Source organism: Rothia sp. HMSC065G12 (assembly GCF_001811455.1).
In the GTDB taxonomy this organism is placed as follows: domain Bacteria; phylum Actinomycetota; class Actinomycetes; order Actinomycetales; family Micrococcaceae; genus Rothia; species Rothia dentocariosa.
The window spans coordinates 20,416-41,837 of the sequence record NZ_KV804796.1 but is presented as its reverse complement, the minus strand read 5'-3'; the positions used below and the strand labels follow the sequence as shown (position 1 = coordinate 41,837).

The window sequence follows — 21,422 nt, the reverse complement described above, 5'->3', positions numbered from 1 at the left end:
ACGGGATGCGCCCCTATGTTTTGTCTTTTTCTACTGGTGCTCGCGGGGAGGTTATTCGGGCAGCAGGCTCAGTGCAATCTGGAAGAGGTGCTCACGGTTGGTCGAGGGTGACAGGGTTGAGCGCACCATGAACCCCTGGAAAGTGAGGATGAGCGCATCCGCTGTGTCGTTGACGAAGGCTTGAAGTTCGTCGGCAGAAGGTTTGCGTTTATTCTCTGCCTCAAGATACCGCTGACCCCAGGGGGTGAGTGATTGAGCGACGATATCGTGCAGGGTGGTAAAAAGCGTGTTGGTGGATTCTTGCACCTCGGGAACGGTAAACGATTCCAGACGGATGCGCAGCATCGAGGTGAAGTTCGCTTCGACGGTTGAGGTGGTGAAGATCATGCGCATAATATCGCGCGGGGAGGGGTCTTTGAGTTCACCGTAAGCTGCAGCGATCATATCGATACGCTGTTGAACAGTGGCGTAAAGAATGTCGCCTTTGCCGCTGAAGTGCGAGTAAATGGAACCCGAAGAAAGTCCGGATTCTCTGATGATGTCCGTCATAGAGGTGTGGGTGTACCCCTTGGCGGTAAAACACGTGAAGGCGGCGTCGATAATTTGGCGTCGACGTGCCTGTTTAGTGGCTTCGGTCAGACGTGGCATGCCTTAAGACTATACCTTTTCGAAGAGTTTGCGCTAGATAAAAATAGAATGAATATTCTCTGTTGTGACATTATAAACAAAATGATTATTGTGTTTGCATCCGGTCTTTATTCAGAGTAGAGTCTTACGTGTTGATAAACAAAACATATATTTTGTTTGGAGAGTTTCATGGCACGCACAACCGAGGCGATCACGCCCTCATCCTGGCGCAAGGTTATCGCCATCGCCACGCTGACATCCGTCATTGTCAGCATCGTGATTCTTGCCTTCACCTGGCCTACTAAAGCCATGGAGGCGAAAAACCTGCCCGTCTCCATCGCGGGACCGGAAGCAGCCGTCAGCCAATTCGAACAAGGACTCAAAGATCGAGGAATCGAAACCTTCGAGTTCAAACAGGCATCCTCGCGCGAAGACGCCGAACGGCAGATCAAAGAACGCGAAACCTACGGCGCGATCGTCTTCACCGAAGGCGCAGCACCCGAAGTCATGACCGCGCCCGCCGCAAACGCATCCGCAAACCAGATGCTCACCGGCGTAGCCCAGCAGATGAACGCTCAGGTACAGCAGAAAGCCACCGCAGCCAAAACCCAGGCGCTGCAGAAAGCCGTACAGGCAGGCGGTGAACAAGGAGCCATCGCTGCCCAGCAGCTCGAACAGCTGAAAACCGAACAGGAAAAACTGCAGCAGGCGCAGGTTAAAACCACCGCAGTTGTGCCGCTCGGCGAGGGCGATCCCAACGGTATGGGCCTGGCGGTTGCCGCATTCCCGCTTGTTATGGGCGGTATGCTTGGCGGGGTTCTCAGTATCTCTCTTGTCAAAGGAACCGTGCGACGCTTCGCGACTGCAGGACTCTACGGGGTTATCGGCGGACTCTTCATGACCCTTATTCTGGGCACCTGGTTCGGGTTTGTTCCCGGCGATTTCGGGGCGCTTTGGGCGACCTTCGGCGTGACCGTTTTCGCGACGGCCTCCTTCATGATCGGAATGTCCGTGCTATTTGTTGATGCCGCCGGTATCGGCCTTGGCGCCGTGCTCTCCATGTTCGTGGGTAACCCGCTCTCCGGGGCAAGCATGCCGTGGCAGTTTATCCCCGCACCCTGGGGCGCCCTCGGGCAGCTGATGGTGCCGGGTGCATCCAACACGTTGCTGCGGAATATCGCCTATTTCCCGGATGCTTCAAACTCCCTGCAATGGGCTGTGCTGTTGGGCTGGGCAGGGTTCGGCCTTCTCGCTGGGGCGATCGGCTGGGCGTGGAAGGAACGCCGAGCAACTCACATGAGCGCAGAGGATGATACCGCGAGCGTCGGTGCGAAAACCGAGACGAAGACCGAGCAGAATGCGGATGTGCCGGATAACGTGGAGATTCCCTGGAAAGCGGCAAATATATAGCGACCTCGCCCCCAAGTAGATCCGCGAGCAGATAGTATTTTCAAAATACTATCTGCTCGCGCCGCATGGGGGAGGTTCCTAGAATGGGAAGTATGAGCGAAGAGATCACCAGCGCCCGCATCGACGTCTGGCTGTGGTCGGTGCGCATCTTCAAAACCCGCGCGCTCGCAGCCGACGAATGCAAAGGCGGGCACGTGCGCGTGAACGATGCATCCGCAAAACCCTCGCAAAAACTCAAACGGGGCGACATCGTGCGGGTGCGCTACCCCGGCTGGGAGCGCGTGTTTAAGGTCGAAAAACTCATCACCAAACGGGTGGGCGCGCCGATCGCCGTCACCTGTTACGAAGACCTCTCGGGGCCGCGCCCCGCGCACCTGTCGATGCCGCCGGTCGCCAAACGTGAACGCGGAACCGGGCGACCCACCAAGAAAGAACGCCGTGCCCTAGACGAACTGCGGGGGCGAAAAGGCTAACCCAGTTCCGCTTTCTCTCACCCGGCGAGCGTCGTTAAGACCCGCGAGCAGGTAGGATTTGGCCGAACAGGTAAGATTTTCCTACCTGCTCGAACCAAAAACCACCTGCTCGCGGAATAAGAAGCGGTCATAGCGTGAGACAGATAAACGCATCGCTGACGTGCCATCTTTGCGGGAGTAGGCTGTACCTATGAGCAACAAGGCCTCAGAACCCAACACATCAGGCGCCGCGAACACAGCCGACGGCACCGCCAGCACGCACGAACCCCAAAACCTGCTGGATGCGACCCCGCGCACCGGCAGCATCCCCCTTCACCTGGGGGAAGGCGGCGCGGACTCTGGGAAAACTCAACCCGAAAAATCGCTCAACAGGCGGATTCTGGCGCTCGCTGTACCCGCCTTCGGCGCGCTGATTGCCGAGCCGCTGTTCGTGCTCGCCGATTCCGCACTCGTGGGGCAGCTGGGCACCGAAACCCTGGCGGGCATGAGCATTGCGGCAACCCTCATCACAACCGTGGTGGGGCTCATGAACTTCCTCGCATACTCGGTGACCCCGGCGGTTGCGCGCGCGTTCGGGGCGCATCGGCTGGCGCACGCCTACCGCATCGGCGTGGACGGCGTGTGGGTTGCGCTTGGACTCGGCCTGCTCATTATGGGTGTGGGTTATATCTTTGCCGACCCTGCGCTGCGCGGCATGGGCGCGAACGACGCAACCATCGGCTATGCGCGCGACTACCTGCACCATTCGCTGTGGGGCATTCCGCCCATGATGATGATTTTGGCGCTCATGGGTACCCTGCGCGGGCTGCAAGACACCGTGACCCCGCTCAAAGTCGCGGGTGTGGGCACCGTGGTGAATGTGGCGCTGAACTGGGTGCTGATATACCCGGTCGGCTGGGGCGTGGCCGGTTCGGCGACGGGCACATCGCTCACGCAGTGGGGCATGGCACTTGCACTCGGTATATTTATTCATCTTAAGATGCGCCCGCAGGGCGTGACGTGGCGTCCCGATATTGCGGGGATGCGCGGCGTGCTATCCCTCGGTTCCTGGCTGATGCTGCGCACCCTCTCGATGCGCCTGGCACTGCTGTCTACCGTATTTGTGGTGGCTCGCCTGGGCGACGAACAGACGGCGGCATATCAGCTAGGCATGAGCGTGTTTAACCTGCTGCTCTTCGCCCTGGATTCCCTTGCAATTGCGGCGCAGGCGCTGCTGGGTAAGGAACTTGGGGAACGCGATCTGACGGCTGAATCCGGGCGTGCGAAAGTGCGTGAGCTCAAGAATCGCCTGGTGCGTATGAGCCTGGTGTACGGGGTTGTTACCGGCGTTGTTGCACCCGTGATCGGTTTCTTTGGGAACTGGATTTTCACGCAGGATGCGCCCGTCGCCACCCTCTTCGCGTGGGCTACCCTCGTGATTGGCGTGGGGCAGCCAATAGCCGCATATGTATTCGTTCTTGATGGTATCCTCATGGGTGCTCAGGACGTGAAATATCTGGCGATTGGCTCATTTGTGATGCTGGTTGTTTATGCGCCCGTCATTTTCGGGATCTACTGGGCGGTTTCCGGCGGTCTGCTGAGTGCCACGGTGGGGTACCTGGGGCTGTGGGCGGCGTACATCCTGTGGTACCAGGGCGTGCGTGCATTCATCTTCGGCCGCCGCGCCGCCTCGGATGTGTGGATTAAAGCATAGTTTTTCCGGGGGGGTACGCGGAATTTAGGTGTTGAAGACGAGTTTTTTCACGGTCTTCTAGCTTACGCATCGCGTTGAGGCATCGACTGGTGACCCCATGGCATCTATGTGCGAACGGACTATACCCTTGGCGGTATGTGTGCTCCCTGAAACGGAGACGGTTATGCGATACGCAGCGTTCAGAGAAGGGACTGTACTCGCACCCTCACCTGAGGCTGGGGCTTGGAGCCTGATTCCGAAGCGCCGCCCTCTCGACTTGCTTGCGACAGTGAGCGCAGAACCGCCTCTTGAACATCGCGGACAATTTCTTTGACCGCACGGGAGCCGTCGATTCCAATCTCGATAATGACCTTCTGCCCGCCCGACTCGATGATAACCCCGAATCGGGCGGCCGCAGGGTCGCCGCTCATACGGCTGCCGATGGCTTTCAGCGTGGAGCCGATCCCCGGTTCAATGCCGCGCACTCCGGGAACGGCCGTGACTACATGAGTCAATTCGGCTGCTGAGAGGTTAATCGTCATCGTGCAGATCCTCAATATGAATATTGACGGTTGGGGACAATTCTAGGTTCTCATAACACGCCTGGCGCACCGCATCACGAACCTGTTGAGCAAGTTGGGGGAGGCTACTGGTTGTGACGTGTGCAGAGATACGGCAGAAGATCGTGTCCGGTATCCCCAGCTCTCGCTGACCTTCGGGGGGTGGGGCATGTTTGAAGGAAGACTTGAGTGCGCGAGCTCCGGGTACGGAGTCTACACTGCGTCGCACTAGGGCGCGTAGGGAGAACTCGGACATACTATATGGCCCTAAGTCGGTCGGCGGCATCTCTACCTGGGCACCGTGGCGCGTTTCGGCGATTACCGCATCCATTATATGGCGCTGAGGCATCACCGATGCGCTCGACTGTGCTTCCAATGTGTCCCAGGTTTTGTGGAGTGAAGCGATTAGACGCAGGTACTCCCGTGTGGAGGCTTCGTCAAGCTCATAAGACTGAGCCGACTGCGCGTGCCGCGGTTCTGCGTGTGGGATGCGGGTGGTGGAACTCATTCCCACTCCTTCATGTGGCGCATGACGAGGGAACGGGCGCGTGCCAGCCTCCCCCGGACTGTGGATTCGGTTAGGTTTAGGGTTTGGGATATCTCCTCGTAGGACATGTCATCAACCTCTCGAAGCACCCAGACGATACGCAGCTCTTCAGGAGCGGATGCCAAAAGCTTGGCTAATGCTTCTATCTGGGCGTTTACCTCACTGGACTGCGCCGGATCCTCGGTCGCTGTCGACGTTGTGTTAGGTAAGGCGCTCGCGCTCTCAAGACCCTCTGAATCGTAAGGGTCAGTGGCTCGGCGCTGAAGTTGACGAATAGTGCTGGTGGCCTTATTAGTGCAGATGCGCATGAGCCAGCCTCGGAAGGCATTAGGATCCCGAAGCAGATGAAGACTCCGCCACGCCTGAACAAGGGTTTCTTGGACGATGTCCTCACTGTCATGGCGGTTACGCACGATCATGTAGGCGGTGCGAAACAGACGCCCCTGATAACGTTCGACGAGCTTTCCGAAGGCGTCGATGTCACCGTCCTGGGCTCGCAGCACCAAGTACCTGTCTTTACCCTGAGACGCAGCGCTGGGATGAGGCACATGCTCGGTGGGCGGACCGGTGGACTGCCCCGCATTACTGCGCTTTTCATCGGTCATGGTTAATTAGAACCGCCGCTCTCTAATGAGTGTTTTCCTGTCACAGTGTGGGTTGCACTCTGGGGTTTGGTGGCTTGTTCTAGGCGCAGCAGTACGTCGATCTGACGAGCATGCTTTCCCAGAGAGGAACTAACGTCTTGGTCAAGTCGGTTCCTGAGCTCGCTCACGGTCCATGCAACCTCGCTGTTCTCTGCTACGGTGACGGTTGCCTGTACCCACAGGTTGCTGGGTGAGCCGGTGACCCATACTGAGCACCGCTGAACCCCAGGAACGTCTTCGGCTCGCTCAGACAGCGCTTGGGCTATGACATCGGGGCTGAGTGTGGCCAGAAGTGTGCCGTCGGATCCCGTCAGGCGCAAGGGGGACGCGGCAGCCTTACGGGGTACCTGCTTAATGAGCAGAACCAAGCCAAACGCGACGAGAAGAATCGACCCGAGGACGGCGGCTGGCAACAGCCAGTGTGCCTGAGGTCCGACCCAGGTATCGACCCGGGTATCAGCTTTGGCGAGGACCGAGCTAAGCGCGGGCCATGACTGACCCACACCCATGCCGGAAGCCATAAGCCAGAGGGCTATCGCCGCGATGAGCAAACCGCTTACCGCAAGGACTATCCTATTGAGAATTCCAGATACCGAACGCATGGTTTTCTCTCTTTCAGCTCGTGTGCTGGATACGCACTCGGCTGTGTGCGGCTCCGACGGGTTTCAAAGTCTGTATAGCCTGCTCAGCTGCCTTCTGTGCGGCCTGACGCACAGGTTCGAGGTCATCCAGAACGCTGAACACTGTCACATTCACGCGCGTTCGACGGACTCGAACCCTAGCGCTGTGAACACCATCGACCCGCTCGACATGGGCTTGTACCAGCCTTGCTAGGTCACGGCGTGAAATGGCTGTCTGACCGGGTACGTTATCTGCAAGAACCTCAGTGCGTTCAAAAGCCCCCGGCCACAGAGCCAGGAGAAACATGAACAGACTGCATACGATCACAAAGCAGGCTGCCGCGAGTACCGCTGGCGACCCTATAATCGTGGAGCCGAGCCCGCTGACTGCTGAGGATGTTCCATTCGGCCACGCCCCGTTTAGAAGCCGGTTTCCCAGCGCCCAGATTCCCAGCCCTCCTACGATGAGGAGCAGTAACGCCAGGATAATGACGGGCAAACTCCGCGATGGGCGCCGGATGAGATTTTGTACGGGGGTTTTCATCGCAGAGCCCTCCTTACCTGGTTGTTCGGATTGAGCCAGGAGATCTCAATGTTGATCTTCTCAACCCTCAGCCCGGTGAAGTGCTCGACGCGCTGGCTCACATGCTCACGCACCTGTTGCAGAGTTGAAACCAGTGCTGTAGGGAAGGTAAGGCCGAGATCTAGGTGAAGGACAGCAACCTGACCGTAGAGATCACACTTTGCCTCGGGGCGTGAATGGAAATTTCGACGTGCCCCGATCCCGAGCAGCCCTCCGGCGTTCGAGCCCACATTTGCGCTCTCGTAGGCAGCCTGAGCCGCGATCTGCGCAACAACCTGGGCGGGAATGACGGTGACGCCGCGCTGCTCCTGCCGAGGGACCTCAGACAGAGAGCCCTCGGCACTGACAGCAGCGGGCTGTGTATTGGTCTCCGTCATTACTTCCTCCATCGATTAAGGATGCTTTGGACATCGACCCGGCCCTCCAGGTAAAGACCCACCACCGTTCCAACCAGGCCGCATAGCGCCACCAGGATGAAGTCGGCGAAGGAACCGAAAGCAAGAATTGTTCCCAGGAATAGGCCCACCAAAAGGGCCAGGTGTGTTGTCTTCATAAAAGATCCTCAGATCGGGGACGTCGGAGTAGATTACTTGAGATCGGCAGAGTCAGCGGAGTCGGAATCGTCGTCGGGCAGGTGAACGTCGGTGACGTCGATATTGACCTCTACTACCTCTAGCCCCGTGGTCCCCTCAATCTGCTCGATAATGTTGCGGCGGATAGCATTGGCTACTTCCACAATGGAGACTCCATATTCGACCACGACGGTGACATCTACGGCCGCCTGGGTCTCGCCCTTCTGGACGCTAATACCGCCAGCAACATTGGTCTGGGCGTTGGGGATGCGGTCGGTCACGGCGCTGAAGGCGCGGCGTACGGCATTGCCCATATCGTACACACCGGGAACTTCGCGGGTTGCCATGCCAGCGATTTTGGCAACAACGTTCTCTTCAATGGTGGTTACACCGTGCGAAGTCTGTAGGGGACCACGAGGAGTCTTGTCCTGCTGGGTTTCCTTGTTGTTTTCGCGCTCGCGCTGCTGACCGGTTTGGGGAATGGAGTTATCGCTCATGAGAGCCTCATTTCGTGTGTTTTCTCCGCTACGCGGATTATGATGTTTGATATTTGCGGCACGCATCGACGGTTGGGGAGTTCGGGCGCTACCCACGCCCTTTATCCGTTGTTGCGGTCGATGGTGACGCTACTATAAAGACGCTTGAGGCACTGAATTCCTCACGAATCAAAATGGTGATATATACCACTTTGTGTTGATGAGCGTGTACAAACACGATTGTTGCCTATGTTTGCTCGGCTCAGCTGCCTATCGTGCGGGTAGTCCTCATATACGCCAAAGCGGGCTATGCGGAAGCTGGGAATAGCTTCTGCATAACCCGCTTTTGCTTTATTTCTGCGATGCTGAAGCGACGCAAGAATATGGACTATTAGTTCTTTTTGCCGGTTACGCTTAGGTATATGGAGATTGCGACAATGGCGGCGATAATGGAGAGGATCCAGCGAATCCAGTCGATACCAGCGGTATCTGCAACGCCGAAGAAGCTCGCGATCCCTCCGCCAACGAATGCGCCAACAGCACCCAAGATAACGGTCCACAGTGCCGAGATGTTCTGGTGACCTCGCATGATGAGGCGGGCCAGAGCGCCGATGATAGCGCCGGCAATGATCATTCCGATGAGTCCAAGCATAATGGTTCTTCCTTTGTGAGTATCCGTCATAGCGCGGGCGCGCCTGAACGGATGATGATATGGGGTCTTAAGTGCGCAGATCGGTGAGGTTCCGCCTGAAAGTTCAGAAGCAGCCGGGGTTTCAGCTGCCTTTACTGTCACATATTGCGTGATTCGACGGGGCTGTTATCGCCTGCCGTCGTCTCTCAAGCCTACGGCGCTGATATGAAGACGCCATGAGCGCGCAAATCCTCACGCGTTCTATAAGTGTTTTACATCACCCTTAGCGTGAAGGGAGCTCTTAAGTCCTTCTGTTCGCCTCTTGCCTCCTGGTGCCGTGGGACAGGGAGGTGGGGAAGGGTATCGTTCGCGGGCGCGAAATTCACGCATAATTTTGGATATTTGAGCGAACGCGATGCCGTATAAAGCGCCTTGTGAGCACAGGTTTTATAGTGGAAAGAAGCAAGCGCAGTATAAGAACGAGGAGGCTCTGTGATACTTCTGAACATTCTTGCCCACGATACCCTCAACGAACAGGCTGATGCGCCCGGCTGGATACTCCCCGTTGTGCTTGCAGTTGTTGTTATCGCGTTCGTGGCTATCGGTGCCGTTATTCTCAAGGGTATTATGCGGGATTCGGGCGATACCTCCCAGCGCGCCGCCCATAAGGCGGAACGCAAAATCGCCACAAAAACCGGTAAGAAACTTGGTCGCACGGCATACGATAAATACCGGGAACACCGCGAAGAATAGCTGGCCGGTACGAAGAGACCCGGGCGGGAAGCTACCCGGCGAACCAGTTTTCGCTGACCGTGTGCGCATCGAAAACCTGTCCCAGGAGCGGGGTTAGCGGGGAAATTCCGTGTTCATGCACCAGCGGCACGGAACGCAGTACCGATTCGTTCCACGGGTGAAGCTCCAGCGCATAGGTGCGCCCAGTGAGTGCAGAAACCGGGTAAATTAGGGGGCCGGGCAGGCTACTAAGTACCTGATACCCAGCCCCCAGATAAGAGCCCCGCGCGGGAACTCAAAGAGAGCAGACTACTTGGCCCACACAACGAGCTCATCGAGCGGTTTGCGCGGCTTCGGGTCGATCTCGCGCGAGCGGTAGCCGAAGGTCGCGGCAACGGATACGCCGTAATCCTCAGGGTCGAGAAGCCCTTCCTCGATAAGGAGCTGGGTGACCGCATCGTAGTCTATGCCTTCAACGGGGCAGGAATCGATGCCGAGCATCGCTGCGCCCGTAAGCATATTCGCCAGCGCAATATAGGTATTCTTCCGGGTCCACTCGAAAAGGGCACGCTCGTCGTCGGCGATCTTCATATCGTGTACCTGGAACTTTTTGTACCTGTCCAGCGCCATCTGCATCTGGTCTTCGGGAAGATTACGCTTCGCGAGCGCCTGCAGCAGGAAATCGGAATCGTAGCGGGCGTTCTTCTTCGCCACAATAATCACCACGTGGCTGGCGTCATCGAGCGTGTTTGCCATACCCCAGGCGATAGGCTTGAGCTTCTCGCGCAGCTCTTTATTCTGTATCACCAGGAATTTCCACGGCTCGGAACCAACCGAGCTGGGGGAGAGGCGCCCAAACTCAAGGATTGTGTTGAAGTCTTCATCGCTGATTGTACGGGCAGGGTCGTAGGAGCGGGTAGAAACGCGGCGCTTGAAAATTTCGAGTGCTTGTTCACGAGTGAGAATCATGGTTTTCCTTTTCTGTGCTGGGTTTCTATGACGGAATTTAGTATATCGAGCAGGGATGCGCCTCCCGCCGGTTTTTTCGCACAGCGTGATTGACTGCGTTGCCCAGCAAATGCTTTCGATGAGCTCTCACGGTTAACAACATATCGTTTGGACAAACCGCCGCTGATTTTCAACTAGTTTTTCGGGTGAAAGAGCCTGGTGAGCGGCCTGCACAATCAGAGAGGCTGGAACTGCATCATATGTTTTCCCCTGGGACTCGACGGTTCGGCACTGTTCACCGTGGCACACATCGTCGCAGGTGCTGCTTCCCTGTATCCCACCCACTAGATCTTCCAGGGGTACACCCATAATCCAGATACGATTGGATTCCTCAGGATGAGTCAAGAATTCTTCTTCACTCATTGTACGGATTTCCAGATGAGGCTGAATACCCTGAGGCAAGAGCTCAGCTTCCAATACCTGTAAAGCCTTGCGCAGCTCCTCACCCGTTGTACCGCACCGTGAGCAGGTTTGTTTTTCGGTATTGACAAGGTGCTGCCAGATAATAGGTAAAGTTTTCATCAGGGACTACCTTTCCTTTTGAAACTATAATCTATTCGGTTGTGATGAGATGGGGCGTGGGCACGCCAGTGTTTACGCCACTTTTACGGTGTATTCCAGGGCCTTGCTCGGGTGCATGGTCACTGAGACGTATCCGTTGGCGGGGGTGCGCACATAGTCGAGGTAATCCTCCATAGACGGACCAAATCCCTCAACATCGTCTACGGCAATCACGGCGCGGTCGGCAAGATGCGGTTCCAACAGCTGAAAGACGGGAAGCACCAGGTCAGGCCACCCGTCAAGAAGCACAAAATCGGGGCTGAAATCCAGGTCTTGTAGGGTCTTCAGCGCATCGCCTTCGCGTAGCTCGATATAGTCCGCAAGCCCCGCCCGCTCAAAATTTTTCCGCGCGGCCTCAGCCTTATGAGGCACATATTCGCAGGTGATCACACGGCCGTCATTGCGTTTTGCGGCGGCGGCAAGATACAGCGTCGAGATACCGTAGGATGTACCAAACTCAACGATATTCCGCGCGCCGCTCGCCAGCGCCTGCATATACAGAAACTCGCCCTGCTGCGGGGTTATGGGGATGTATTTATCGGTATAAAAATCTTCGTTCTCGGTCTCCCAATCAATCCCCCTGCCTAAAATCTGGTGGATTTTCGGCAGAAAATGTATGAACATGCGCTTGCCCTGCTTGAGCGTGGCGTCGTAGAGGTCATAGAGTGTGTCTTCGACCGGTGGGTCGTTGAGGAATGTGAACATTTGCGGGGTTAGTTTGGGCATGTGAATCTCCCGGATGCTTCGGCGCGTATTACCTGCACCACAAAATTCAGAGGTGTACCCCTGAAATACAGTGCGGCCATATGATTCTTCTTATCATGCCAGCGTCAGCAGGGGAGTACAAGGGATTTGCGTGAAGACGCACAAAAGCCGAAGCTCGCCGCCGCAAACTGGGCTACCGCTCAAATTGGGTGAGGCGCATCGAATTGAGCACCACAAACACCGAACTGAACGCCATGGCTGCGCCCGCAATCATCGGGTTCAGCAGCCCCGCAGCCGCGACCGGCACCGCGATGGTGTTGTATGCGAACGCCCAGAACAGGTTCGACTTGATGGTGTGCAAAGTCGCCCGCGAAAGCCGCAGCGACGTGGGGATCGCGCGCATATCCGAACGCATCAGCACAATATCCGCCGCCTGCACCGCAACATCCGTACCCGAGCCCATCGCCACGCCCAGGTCCGCGCGAGCCAGGGCGGGCGCATCGTTCACGCCGTCGCCAACCATCGCCACCCGGTAGCCTTCATCCTGAAGCTGCGCGATAACCTCAGATTTACGTTCGGGTGTGACCCCCGCGAAGACATTCTCCGGCTTAATCCCCACGCTGGATGCGATAGCCTGGGCAACCTCGGGGGCATCACCGGTCAGCAGTACGGGCTCTAAGCCCAGTTCGTGAAGCTCGGCAATAGCCTGCGCCGACTCGGGCTTGGGGGAGTCCGCCAGTGCGATGAGCCCCACAGGTTGCGGGGCCTTCGTGCCGATCGCGCGAGCCACAGCCACAGTGGTCAGCCCTTCCGAGCGCGCCTGCGCGAGCATCTGATGCTGCTTCTCGGTGAGTGCAACGCCTGTCTGCAGCAGGTATTCGGGGGTGCCCACCAGCACCAGGCGGCGGGACTCCCCGTCGGTCCCGGCGGGCACAAGCTCACCGCGCACACCTCCAGGCACGCCCTCAAACCCCTCGACGGTACCGAGAAACGCCCCATAGTTTTCTGTTGCAAAACGCGCAATAGCGCGGGCTATTGGATGCTCGCTCAGCGCCTCCACGGCTGCGGCATCGCTCAGAATAGATACAGAACGTTCGCTCTTTAAAGAGGCGTTTTCGGCCGTGATGTCGGTGAAATCGTCGAAGGTCCCAAAGCGTGCCACGCGCATTGTGCCTTCGGTGACGGTCCCGGTTTTATCCAGCACGATGCGGTTCACTGTATGCGTAGTTTCCAGCACCTGCGCGTTGCGAATCAGTATGCCCAGCTGCGAGCCGCGCCCGGTGCCCGCCAGCAGCGCCGTGGGGGTCGCCAGACCGAGTGCGCACGGACAGGCGATCACCAGCACCGAAACCGCCGCATTGAACGCACGCGGCACATCGTGCGATACAACCAGCCACCCGATAAGGGTCAGGAGCGAAATCACCAGAATTATTGGCACGAAAATCGCAGAAACACGGTCGGCAAGGCGCGCGATGGGTGCCTTCGTTTCCTGAGCGGCGGCAACCAGCTCGCCCATTTTCGCGAGCGTCGTCTCAGAGCCCACGCGGGTTGCGCGCACCGTCAGCGACCCGGAGGTGTTCAGGGTTGCGCCGGTGACCGCATCGCCCGCCGAAACCTCGACAGGCACCGATTCGCCGGTCAGCAGGGAGGCGTCCACGGCGGAAGACCCTGCAATAACCGTGCCGTCGGTGGCGATTTTTTCACCCGGGCGCACCAGAAATTCGTCTCCCGGAAGGAGATCCTCGACCGGAATCTGCACCTCGCGCGTGGTTCCCCGCTTGTCGGTACGAAGCAGGGTCGCGGTGCGTGCTCCCAAGCTCAGCAGGGTGCGCAGAGCCTCAGAAGAGCGGGTTCGTGTGCGGTGCTCAACTGCCCGCCCGATCAGCAGGAATAAAGTCACCATCGACGCCGAATCAAAATACAGTGGCGCATGGTTACCGCTCAAGAACATGCCGAGAATGCCCCCCTGCATGGGGTGAACATGCTCGGTCAGCCCGGGGTTCATGAACAGCTGCGCGAGTGAATACAGGTAGGCGACAATCACCCCGAGAGAAACCAGCGTGTCCATCGTGCTGCTGAAGTGGCGTGCGTTCGTGAGAGCGGCGCGGTGAAACGGCTCGGCGCTATAGACCGCAACCGGCAGCGTGATAAGCGCAAGCACCCAGCCCCAGTGCGGGAACTGGAACGTGGGGAACATCGAAATCAAGAAAATCGGCACACCCAGCAATAACGCCACAACGATGCGCCACCCCAAGCCCCCACTGCGCGCGTTGGTCGTCTCTTCGGACTCTGCATCGCGAACCTCGGTTTTGAGCGATGCCGTATACCCGGCGTTATTGACCGTTTCAATGATCTGTTCATCGGTAATATCGGCGGGAACGATCACGCGCGCAGACTCCAGCGGCAGGTTCACGGCGGGATCAACCCCCGGAATTTTGCGGAGTTTACGTTCCACGCGGCCCACGCAGGATGCGCACGTCATGCCCTGAACATCCAGGTGGATAATGCGCGTCTGCCCGCCATTAGCCGAGGAATCGAAAAGAGAACGCTCGTTCTCAGCTGTGGTGGATGCTGTTTGAGTTGAGTTACCCATGTTCTTCGCCTCTGTTCTCAATGCTCACGATGCTGTGCTGTCTTCGGGTTTTGCCTGCTGCGGATGCGCCTGCCGCAGGCCGCCCTGATCTATACTTCGCCTTCGTCCGGCAGTCCATCGGCACGGTTGCTGCGCGGTCGCTGCCCAGTTAGTTTCGAGCCTCGATCGTTCACCCCGCGAACCCGCGTGACGGCAGCACGCCTGAATGTGCGGCGTTGAGCGAGGGCGTCGTATGCGGTGCCGTGCACACCGGGATGCGGCTTATCGCCGGTGCCGTCAGCGGGGGTATTCGCCGCATGATCCTGTGAGGAATGTATACGCGATGCGCCCCGCCGTTTCAGCCCGCGCTGATCTTCGCGCGCCGTATAGGGGGTGGAGTCGCGTACCCACGCATCCAGCAGATCAGGGTCGAGCCCCATCTGCCGTGCCACGCGGGAAATCGCCTCGGTCAGGTGAATGTTCTCGGTGCCCATCAGTGCGCGCACCGCCCCGACCGCCATTGCCTGATACTGCGGAGAATACGCCATGATTAGACAGCGGGAGTGAAGCCAGCTTCAACGATGGCATCCGCTACGGCTTGTGCGTTGAGGGTGCCTTCGTGCTCGATGGTGACGGTCGAAACGCCGTCTTTGACCACGTCTACGTTCACGCCGGTGACGCCCGGAACTTCGCCGACTTCTTCACTCACGCTCATGGCGCAGTGGTTGCAGGTGAGGCCGGTTGCTTTGACGGTGGTGGTTGCCATGATGTTCCTTCCGATTTTTTGGAATTACAAAACTTGTGGATGTGCCGCCCGCGTGTTAGCTGCGCATCATGCGGGATATTGCGGCGGTTGCCTCTTTGATTTTCTCCTCAACGATCGTCGCATCACCTGTGCGTTCGGATTCAATCGCGGCGTTGGTGACGCAATGCCCCATATGTTCTTCGAGTAGGTTGAGAGAGACCGCGTGGAGTGCTTTGGAAACCGCCGCGACCTGAGTAAGCACGTCAATACAGTACTTGTCTTCCTCTACCATGCGGGCGATACCGCGCACTTGCCCTTCGATGCGGCGCAGGCGCTTCAAATGCGCCTCCTTGTTTGGTGTATACCCGTGTGGCTGTGCTGAGGAATCACGCTTTGTCATAGATCCAGTGTATACCCTAGAGGGGTATATCTCAAGAGGTGGTGAAAGTGATTTGATATATTGGCTTTATGCGTGCACCACACCCTCAATCGGTCTATACGCTTCCGCACGAGCAAACGGTGCTCAATACCCTGCGGAAGTATGGGGTGGTTAAAGCGCACCTATTCGGCAGCGCGGCACGCGGCGAGCTTACCCCCGCCAGTGATCTTGATTTTTTGATAGAGATGAAAGACTCCCCAGATTACGGCGTATTGTTGCGGTTATCTGAGGAGCTTGAGCAGATTACAGGGTACCCGGTCGACGTACTGACCTCTATTAAGCCTGTTTTTCGCCCTTACATCGAACCCGACTTGATGGAGCTGCCGTTGTGAAAGTTCCAGACCCTTACATCATCATGGCGCTTGATGCAGGCAGACGCGTGCAGCGTTACACCCCAGAGTCTGCAGAAGCATTTTTTGAATCAGAGCTTATACAAGATGCTATTTGTATGCGGCTGCAGGAAATGGGCGAGAATCTGTCTAAAATTCGTCAGCAGTTTCCTGATTATTACCAGGCTCACCATAGTGAGAGCTGGCACCGCCTGATCGGATTGCGTAATGTTATCTCTCATGGTTACGGCGATATCGACCTCAATATTGTGTGGCGCATAGCTTCACAGCACCTATCAGGTGTGATGCAAGAGTTGGAGACTTTGCAGGCATCATCTCTTCCCGACCTGTAACCCGTCGTAGGCTGAAACAGAAAAACCCCGGGGCGCAGAAACACTGCTGCACTCCGGGGTTTTATCTGGTTTTTGCTGAAGCGTTCGTGGTGTTTAACCGCGGCTTACATCCCCTGCGCCTGGATGGCGGTGATCGCCACCGTGTTGATGATGTCCTCAACGGTGGTACCGCGTGAAAGGTCATTCACGGGCTTGCGCAGACCCTGCAGCACGGGGCCAACGGCGGGTGCACCCGAAGACTGCTGCACAGCCTTGTAGGTGTTGTTGCCGGTGTTCAGGTCGGGGAAAATGAACACGGTCGCCTGGCCCGCCACCTGGCTGTCGGGCATCTTGGTTGAAGCAATCGACATGTTCGAGGCCGCATCGTACTGAATCGGACCCTCCACCGCGAAATCCGGGTTAGAGGCGCGCACAATCTCGGTTGCCTCGCGCACCACATCCACATCCGCACCAGAGCCGGAGGTACCGGTCGAGTACGAGAGCATAGCCACCTTCGGGTCAACCCCGAACTGGCGCGCAGTCTCGGCGGAAGCCTTCGCAATATCCGCCAGCTGCTCGGCATTCGGGTTCGGGTTCACGGCACAGTCGCCGTACACCAGCACGCGGTCTTCCATGAGCATCAGGAACACCGAAGACACAATCTTGGTGCCCGGGCGGGTCTTAATGAACTCCAGCGAGGGGCGAATCGTGTTCGCGGTCGTATTGATAGCGCCCGAGACCATGCCATCCGCAAGACCCTTGTAAACCAGCATCGTACCGAAATATGAGGGATCGCTCATGCGTTCACGCGCACCCTCAATAGTCATGCCCTTGTGCGCGCGCAGCTCAGCATAAGTCGCCGCAAAATCCTCACTGTATTCGTTATTCGCAATGTCGATAATACGAATCGAGGCAGGCAGGTTAATACCCTCAGCCTGGCAGATTTCCGAGATCTTATCCGGGTTGCCCAGCAGAATCAGGTCACAAAAATCGCGGCGCGCAATCATCTCGGCTGCACGCAGAATACGCACATCATAGCCCTCAGGCAGAACCACGGAACGGCGGTTCGCACGAGCGGTCTCAATCAGGTTGTGCAGGAATCGCAGCGGAGTCATCGAAGCCGGGCGCTCAAGCTCAAGACGTGAAAGCAGCTCTTCCTGGTTCACGTATTCATCCCAGCCGCCGAATGCGCTCGCAAGCTTGCGGGCCTGACCGTTGATCACGCTGCCGTGCACGCGGGAAACAGCGCGCGCCGACTTGAAGGTGTCACGGTCAGTCGATAGTACTGGGAAAGGCGCGCTTTCAAGCAGGCTGCCCACGGCGGTGTTATTGCCGGGCAGGTTGTTGAGCCCGCCGGTGAGCAGCATACCCGAAGGCGCCGGAAACGTGGGCGAAAGCGCGGATGCGAGGGTCGCGGCCACAACATCGGCGCGGTCGCCGGGAACGATCACAAAGTCGCCGTCGGCAAACTGGTTGAGGAAGTTTGAGACGGTCATTGCGGCAATCTTGATCTCGTTAATGTCACGGCCAAGATCTTCCTGCGACAGGTGCGAACCGTCGAGCTTGAGGGCGGCGACGACCTCCGCGATAGTGGGCTTACCCAGGTCTGCGATTTCGGGCAGAACGTAGACGGGGAACTTATGTTCGCCCAGCTTAACGTTCTTCTCAATGCTCTCACGCAGCTCGGGGTCGGCACGGTTGACGATAATCGAGAACAGATCAACCTTGGCTGCCTTAAGCTCAGAACGTGCAACCTCTACGGCGTTGGTTGCCTCTTCGAGGGATGCCTCGTTCGCACCCACGATAGCGATCACGGGCAGACCTAAATCGCGGGACACCTGGGCGTTGAGATCGAACTCGACGGCGAGTGCGTTCTGGGCGGTCAGGTATATGCCGTCCACGATCACAACATCGCTGTGGGCGGCAATTTCTTCATAGGCGGAAACCGCGCGGGCCGAAATTTCTTCGGTGTTGCCCTCCGCAATGAACTCTAGTGCCTCGGTGAGCGATACTGCGCCACCCACCTGCTCATCAGAGAGGTTAAAGTGCTCTTTCATCAGGCGAATCATGGGGTCATCGCTGGCAGTTTCGCCCTTGAAAATGGGTCGGAAAAAGCCTACTCGATCGGCGCGCTTCACAAGGGAATCTGCGAGGCCCAGGGCGATCAGGGATTTGCCTGAGTCCTGAGTCATCGCCGAGAGATAAATGCCGGTGGTCATAGTGCTCCTTTGGCGTTGAACGTTCGGCGGGGGCGCGCTAACAATCCGGTACGTACGTTGGATGCGCCGGATGCGGCGACTCTCGTCGAGTTTGTCTTGTCCTTTCTATCTTATCGGGGTTGAGAGTCGGGCAAACCTTTTGTCGCGGTGTGAGGGGGATTGAAAACTGCACTATGGTGTGTTTTTAGTGCGTATTTTCGCGATTAATATGGTTTTAGGTGGGGTTTGAGAAATATTTTGTGGCGAAAAGCAAGCTTTCATGCACTAAACACACAATCAAATATCTCGCCCTATCAAACGTCGCTTTCATGCAGGATCATGCAAAATTCTTGTACTTTCAGCGAAAGTCCCCAGGGAGTGTATCGGCCCTCTGTAGATTTTTCGTGTGAGAACCTACGATTGAAATATGTTGTTTGCATTTTCTGTAGCTCCTACGGGCGGGGGTTCCGCCGACGGTTCTGTTCACGATGCGGTTGCCGAGGCCGTATCTATCGTTCGTTCTTCCGGTCTGCCGCATCAAACCGGGCCCATGTTCACCACGATTGAGGGCGACTGGGACGAGTGCATGGATGTTATTAAACGCGCTACCGAGGCGGTGACGAAACGTGCCCCGCGCGTCTCACTGGTGGTCAAGGCCGATATTCGCCCCGGTCACGATCATGGCGAAATTGAGGGTAAGGTGCAGCGTCTCAATGCGGCTATAGATCAGATGGAATCTGGTAAATAAGCTCGGAATACTGGCTTGACAAGGCTATATGTTGTATGCGGCATATAGAATTAACGGCTATCGTGGCGATGCTCTATGCGTGCGTAACGGGTGGTGCTTACAGTCCTTGTGAAGGTACTTCTAGCCGTTGAAATGCGTGTGCCGCAGGAAAACTCAACTGTATTCCAGATTAGGCATATACGGCTGACCTGGTAGCTCGGGCAGCGACAGGCAGGTTCGCGGTTTAAGGCTCGAATTCCTGCCTGCTGCCCGAACCTAGCGTAGGCTTATGTGCATGGCGAAAAAGAAAAACCGCAACGCTGCCTCGCGCCGCGCCGAGCATCCGAACAAAACAGGTGCGGTTGCCGGTGTGTACCCCATTTCGACCGGTGAGGCTGAGCTTGTGCCCGATGGTTACCACTCTGATGGTTGGCTTCTGCTCATCAACGGTGTGCAGTCTTCGCATGTAATAGTGGGGCAGCCGCGCATGCTCGATTTTGAGTACATGCGCTGGATTGTTGCGGTTCTCGACTCGCATATTCAGACTCATCTTAATCCCGAAAAACTGCGTATCACCCATCTGGGTGGCGGGGCGTGTTCTCTAGCGCGCTATTGCGCGGACGTATACCCAAATTCACGCAATACCGTTGTGGAGCTTGATGCCAAGCTGGCCGAACATGTGCGTGACTGGTTTGATATTCCTAAGTCGCCGCGCGTAAAAATTCGGGTGGGTGATGCGGGTACCATCACTCGCTCGTTTGCACCGGCATCGCGCGATGTGGTTATTCGCGATGTATTCGCGGTAGATAAAACTCCGGCGGAACTTACGGGCGTGGATTTCGTGCGGACGGTTGATCACTCTCTGGCGCCCGGTGGGGTGTATATTCTCAACTGCGGTGATGACCGCACGCTTAATGCCGCCCGTGCCGAAGCAGCCGCCTTGCTTGAGGTGTTTGAATACGTGAGCATTGTGGCCGATTCCGCAATGCTCAAAGGAAGGCGGCGTGGAAATATTATTCTGGCGGGTTCGCATGTTCCGCTTCCGCAGCTCGGAAGTGCCGAGGCGGCATCTATTTCCCGCGTTCTTATGGGTGGGGGAGTACCTGCCCAGTATTGGGATACTGAGAAGGTTCGGGTCTTTGCCAGGAAGGGTGCATAAACCGTTTTTACCTACCCCTAACCCGCTATATGCCTGATCGGGAATATGGCATATATCGGCAAAAATTTTTATTTATACTAGTTAAATACCTTATATTCCTATATCGGAATATATTTTATGTACCCAAAAAGCACTTACCCAAGCTGCGGAAAATAAGGATGCAGTTTCTCGCGAAGCACCCGCGAAGAAGGATAAAAATCTTCCCACCGAACCTGAACCATATGCCAACCTGCGGGGGTGGGTACATCCGCGTGAGGAAGCGCGGCGTCGGAAGCCACCATTGCAAGACCCACCCGCTGTTCGAGCCACACGAAACTCGCCTGCCGGGTGCGTAACATGCGGTACACACCCGCATAGTCCGAGGCTCGGTTCGGGGCATGCGCATCCGAAGTCCCCAACAGATATGCCTCAAAATCCAGCCGATGCACGGGCGCGGGAAGACCCATCTCAACCAGCTGCAGACGCGCCACGCTTTCTAAGAGCGAGCCGCTGCGCGCATCCGCATGCGTGGCAATATGGGTGGCCGCCGAATTTTGGCTCGCCTGCAAACGCGGCAAAATCTCTTCCGGGGCAAGCATTTGGCGATGCAGCGCGGCATCGACAAGGGCGCATCCTTCAAGAACGGGAAGTGTGCGGGCACAATCCAGGAGGGTCTGCGAGAGCTCAGTAACCCGAAAATTCGGGCGTAAAACCGTCACCTGTACTGAGGCTTCATTGCTTGTATGCTCCAGAATGCCGTCCGACGCCGCCCCTCGCACCGAATATCCGGCAAGCACATGCAAATTCTGCGGCACATGCAGAAGCGGCAGACCGTATAAAAACGCCGCCGAAGACAGGCAAAACACGCATGTAGAGTCACGCAGCGCCAGCGCGGTGTGGCGCGCCAAAACCTGAAGAGAAGGCGTAAAAGAATCCCAGGCCGATGCGGCAATATACACCCCTTGAAGCACGCTGACCAGCTCTTTTGTGCGTAGTTTACGCCGCATCGTGGTGCGGGTATACCCGGAATTAAGCAGCCTTTCCTGGGTATAAAGCTGATCAAGAAGCGTGAAGTTGGGTGACATATCCTCAAGTATGGCACGACATGAACACCACTCAGC

The 21,422-nt window shown here is 57.1% G+C and carries 27 protein-coding genes; 8 read left to right on the top strand and 19 right to left on the bottom strand.

Annotated elements, in window-relative coordinates; genetic code table 11:
* Positions 1-51: 51 nt before the first annotated feature.
* Positions 52-648, bottom strand: a complete 597-nt coding sequence (locus HMPREF2804_RS00895; protein WP_070534678.1) for a TetR/AcrR family transcriptional regulator — start codon at positions 646-648, stop codon at positions 52-54.
* A gap of 168 nt (positions 649-816) precedes the next feature.
* Here HMPREF2804_RS00895 and HMPREF2804_RS00890 point away from each other — a divergent pair, with 168 nt between their 5' ends.
* The 3 genes from HMPREF2804_RS00890 (at position 817) to HMPREF2804_RS00880 (ending at position 4,203) form a co-directional block, all read left to right on the top strand.
* A complete protein-coding gene (locus tag HMPREF2804_RS00890) occupies positions 817-2,037 on the top strand; it encodes an ABC transporter permease (protein ID WP_070626937.1) in 1,221 nt (406 codons plus the stop codon).
* A gap of 92 nt (positions 2,038-2,129) precedes the next feature.
* Positions 2,130-2,510, top strand: a complete 381-nt coding sequence (locus HMPREF2804_RS00885) for an RNA-binding S4 domain-containing protein (RefSeq protein ID WP_004005831.1) — start codon at positions 2,130-2,132, stop codon at positions 2,508-2,510.
* Positions 2,511-2,700: 190 nt separating this feature from the next.
* The gene (locus tag HMPREF2804_RS00880; RefSeq protein WP_070450655.1) at positions 2,701-4,203 is read left to right on the top strand and encodes an MATE family efflux transporter; all 1,503 of its coding nucleotides are present in this window, start codon (positions 2,701-2,703) and stop codon (positions 4,201-4,203) included.
* 179 nt (positions 4,204-4,382) lie between these two features.
* Here the strand turns inward: HMPREF2804_RS00880 and HMPREF2804_RS00875 are convergent, their stop codons facing one another.
* The 9 genes from HMPREF2804_RS00875 to HMPREF2804_RS00840 all read right to left on the bottom strand — a co-directional run bounded on the left by HMPREF2804_RS00875 (position 4,383) and on the right by HMPREF2804_RS00840 (position 8,836).
* On the bottom strand, positions 4,383-4,724 hold the full coding sequence (locus HMPREF2804_RS00875) for a transcriptional regulator (RefSeq protein ID WP_070450653.1): 342 nt from the start codon (positions 4,722-4,724) through the stop codon (positions 4,383-4,385).
* Positions 4,714-5,250 (bottom strand): Asp23/Gls24 family envelope stress response protein, encoded by a 537-nt coding sequence (locus tag HMPREF2804_RS00870; RefSeq protein ID WP_070626936.1) that lies wholly within the window; start codon positions 5,248-5,250, stop codon positions 4,714-4,716. The genes HMPREF2804_RS00875 and HMPREF2804_RS00870 overlap by 11 nt, the downstream gene beginning before the upstream one ends.
* Positions 5,247-5,894, bottom strand: coding sequence for an RNA polymerase sigma factor (locus HMPREF2804_RS00865; RefSeq protein ID WP_070626935.1), 648 nt, complete (start codon positions 5,892-5,894; stop codon positions 5,247-5,249). Before HMPREF2804_RS00865 ends, HMPREF2804_RS00870 begins: the two co-directional genes overlap by 4 nt.
* 2 nt (positions 5,895-5,896) lie before the next feature.
* Positions 5,897-6,535: an Asp23/Gls24 family envelope stress response protein gene (locus HMPREF2804_RS00860; RefSeq protein ID WP_070626934.1), complete on the bottom strand. Its 639-nt coding sequence runs from the start codon at positions 6,533-6,535 to the stop codon at positions 5,897-5,899.
* Positions 6,536-6,548: 13 nt separating this feature from the next.
* On the bottom strand, positions 6,549-7,097 hold the full coding sequence (locus HMPREF2804_RS00855) for a DUF6286 domain-containing protein (protein ID WP_048755352.1): 549 nt from the start codon (positions 7,095-7,097) through the stop codon (positions 6,549-6,551).
* On the bottom strand, positions 7,094-7,513 hold the full coding sequence (locus HMPREF2804_RS00850; RefSeq protein WP_048755351.1) for an Asp23/Gls24 family envelope stress response protein: 420 nt from the start codon (positions 7,511-7,513) through the stop codon (positions 7,094-7,096). Before HMPREF2804_RS00850 ends, HMPREF2804_RS00855 begins: the two co-directional genes overlap by 4 nt.
* Complete coding sequence (locus HMPREF2804_RS11035; RefSeq protein WP_004005823.1) at positions 7,513-7,689, bottom strand: hypothetical protein; 177 nt, start codon at positions 7,687-7,689, stop codon at positions 7,513-7,515. Before HMPREF2804_RS11035 ends, HMPREF2804_RS00850 begins: the two co-directional genes overlap by 1 nt.
* Before the next feature lie 33 nt (positions 7,690-7,722).
* Complete coding sequence (locus tag HMPREF2804_RS00845; RefSeq protein WP_070534802.1) at positions 7,723-8,205, bottom strand: Asp23/Gls24 family envelope stress response protein; 483 nt, start codon at positions 8,203-8,205, stop codon at positions 7,723-7,725.
* A 370-nt stretch (positions 8,206-8,575) separates the two neighbouring features.
* On the bottom strand, positions 8,576-8,836 hold the full coding sequence (locus HMPREF2804_RS00840; RefSeq protein WP_037231409.1) for a GlsB/YeaQ/YmgE family stress response membrane protein: 261 nt from the start codon (positions 8,834-8,836) through the stop codon (positions 8,576-8,578).
* A gap of 471 nt (positions 8,837-9,307) precedes the next feature.
* Between HMPREF2804_RS00840 and HMPREF2804_RS00835 the strand changes: the two genes are divergently transcribed.
* A complete protein-coding gene (locus HMPREF2804_RS00835) occupies positions 9,308-9,568 on the top strand; it encodes a hypothetical protein (protein ID WP_070626933.1) in 261 nt (86 codons plus the stop codon).
* A gap of 288 nt (positions 9,569-9,856) precedes the next feature.
* Here the strand turns inward: HMPREF2804_RS00835 and HMPREF2804_RS00830 are convergent, their stop codons facing one another.
* From HMPREF2804_RS00830 to HMPREF2804_RS00800, 7 genes are all read right to left on the bottom strand, one after another.
* Positions 9,857-10,516: an NAD(P)H-dependent oxidoreductase gene (locus HMPREF2804_RS00830; protein ID WP_070626932.1), complete on the bottom strand. Its 660-nt coding sequence runs from the start codon at positions 10,514-10,516 to the stop codon at positions 9,857-9,859.
* A 132-nt stretch (positions 10,517-10,648) separates the two neighbouring features.
* Positions 10,649-11,077, bottom strand: coding sequence for a DUF2703 domain-containing protein (locus HMPREF2804_RS00825; protein WP_070626931.1), 429 nt, complete (start codon positions 11,075-11,077; stop codon positions 10,649-10,651).
* A 72-nt stretch (positions 11,078-11,149) separates the two neighbouring features.
* Entirely contained in the window at positions 11,150-11,842 is a 693-nt protein-coding gene (locus HMPREF2804_RS00820; RefSeq protein WP_048753603.1) for an O-methyltransferase, read from the bottom strand.
* Positions 11,843-12,014: 172 nt separating this feature from the next.
* Positions 12,015-14,414, bottom strand: a complete 2,400-nt coding sequence (locus HMPREF2804_RS00815) for a heavy metal translocating P-type ATPase (protein ID WP_070626930.1) — start codon at positions 14,412-14,414, stop codon at positions 12,015-12,017.
* A gap of 89 nt (positions 14,415-14,503) precedes the next feature.
* The gene (locus HMPREF2804_RS00810; protein WP_070626929.1) at positions 14,504-14,941 is read right to left on the bottom strand and encodes a hypothetical protein; all 438 of its coding nucleotides are present in this window, start codon (positions 14,939-14,941) and stop codon (positions 14,504-14,506) included.
* 2 nt (positions 14,942-14,943) lie between these two features.
* The gene (locus HMPREF2804_RS00805; RefSeq protein WP_070626928.1) at positions 14,944-15,159 is read right to left on the bottom strand and encodes a heavy-metal-associated domain-containing protein; all 216 of its coding nucleotides are present in this window, start codon (positions 15,157-15,159) and stop codon (positions 14,944-14,946) included.
* A gap of 55 nt (positions 15,160-15,214) precedes the next feature.
* Entirely contained in the window at positions 15,215-15,538 is a 324-nt protein-coding gene (locus HMPREF2804_RS00800; protein WP_141750922.1) for a metal-sensitive transcriptional regulator, read from the bottom strand.
* A gap of 68 nt (positions 15,539-15,606) precedes the next feature.
* Between HMPREF2804_RS00800 and HMPREF2804_RS00795 the strand changes: the two genes are divergently transcribed.
* Entirely contained in the window at positions 15,607-15,909 is a 303-nt protein-coding gene (locus HMPREF2804_RS00795; RefSeq protein WP_048755342.1) for a nucleotidyltransferase family protein, read from the top strand.
* Positions 15,906-16,259 (top strand): HepT-like ribonuclease domain-containing protein, encoded by a 354-nt coding sequence (locus HMPREF2804_RS00790; protein ID WP_013398022.1) that lies wholly within the window; start codon positions 15,906-15,908, stop codon positions 16,257-16,259. The genes HMPREF2804_RS00795 and HMPREF2804_RS00790 overlap by 4 nt, the downstream gene beginning before the upstream one ends.
* A 104-nt stretch (positions 16,260-16,363) precedes the next feature.
* On the opposite strand, the gene pta is transcribed toward HMPREF2804_RS00790, so the two are convergent.
* Positions 16,364-18,457 carry a phosphate acetyltransferase gene (pta, locus tag HMPREF2804_RS00785; RefSeq protein WP_048755339.1) on the bottom strand — a complete coding sequence of 698 codons (2,094 nt, stop codon included), beginning with the start codon at positions 18,455-18,457 and terminating at the stop codon, positions 16,364-16,366.
* A 406-nt stretch (positions 18,458-18,863) separates the two neighbouring features.
* Between pta and HMPREF2804_RS00780 the strand changes: the two genes are divergently transcribed.
* Positions 18,864-19,184: a thiamine-binding protein gene (locus HMPREF2804_RS00780; RefSeq protein ID WP_013398021.1), complete on the top strand. Its 321-nt coding sequence runs from the start codon at positions 18,864-18,866 to the stop codon at positions 19,182-19,184.
* Positions 19,185-19,458: 274 nt separating this feature from the next.
* Positions 19,459-20,322, top strand: coding sequence for a spermidine synthase (locus tag HMPREF2804_RS00775; RefSeq protein WP_070626926.1), 864 nt, complete (start codon positions 19,459-19,461; stop codon positions 20,320-20,322).
* A 134-nt stretch (positions 20,323-20,456) separates the two neighbouring features.
* On the opposite strand, the gene HMPREF2804_RS00770 is transcribed toward HMPREF2804_RS00775, so the two are convergent.
* Positions 20,457-21,386: a hypothetical protein gene (locus HMPREF2804_RS00770; RefSeq protein WP_070626924.1), complete on the bottom strand. Its 930-nt coding sequence runs from the start codon at positions 21,384-21,386 to the stop codon at positions 20,457-20,459.
* Positions 21,387-21,422 lie beyond the last annotated feature (36 nt).